Source organism: Vibrio sp. OPT46 (genome assembly GCF_015163535.1).
Classification (GTDB): domain Bacteria; phylum Pseudomonadota; class Gammaproteobacteria; order Enterobacterales; family Vibrionaceae; genus Vibrio; species Vibrio alginolyticus.
Genome location: NZ_JADDYG010000872.1, coordinates 1 through 265, shown reverse-complemented (window position 1 = coordinate 265; position 265 = coordinate 1). Strand labels below are relative to the sequence as shown.

Below are 265 nucleotides of genomic sequence, written 5' to 3'. Positions count from 1 at the left end.
AAATAGGTCACCAGATAGAGCTTTTAAATCTACATACTGGTCTTCTTGTTTAATGAATCGGATTTTCCCTAATCGAACAGCTAGGGCTACTTTGTCTATTTCGCCGTTTCTCTCCGTGGATGTTTCAGTCTTTTCGGGTGTCAGCTGATTAAGTAATGAAATGACTACTTTCTTATCGAATGATGAAATCTTCATATTGCCCCCAAGCAATTGTTTTAAAATAGATAGTTACATAAGCAACTAAGGAAATTATACTAAAACACGC

General features: G+C 35.8%; 1 protein-coding gene. It reads right to left on the bottom strand.

Annotation, left to right across the window (positions count from 1 at the left end; all coding sequences use genetic code 11):
• The coding region (locus IQR33_RS30980) for a hypothetical protein (protein ID WP_193844306.1) at positions 1–195 on the bottom strand (195 nt) is incomplete at its 3' end.
• Positions 196–265 lie beyond the last annotated feature (70 nt).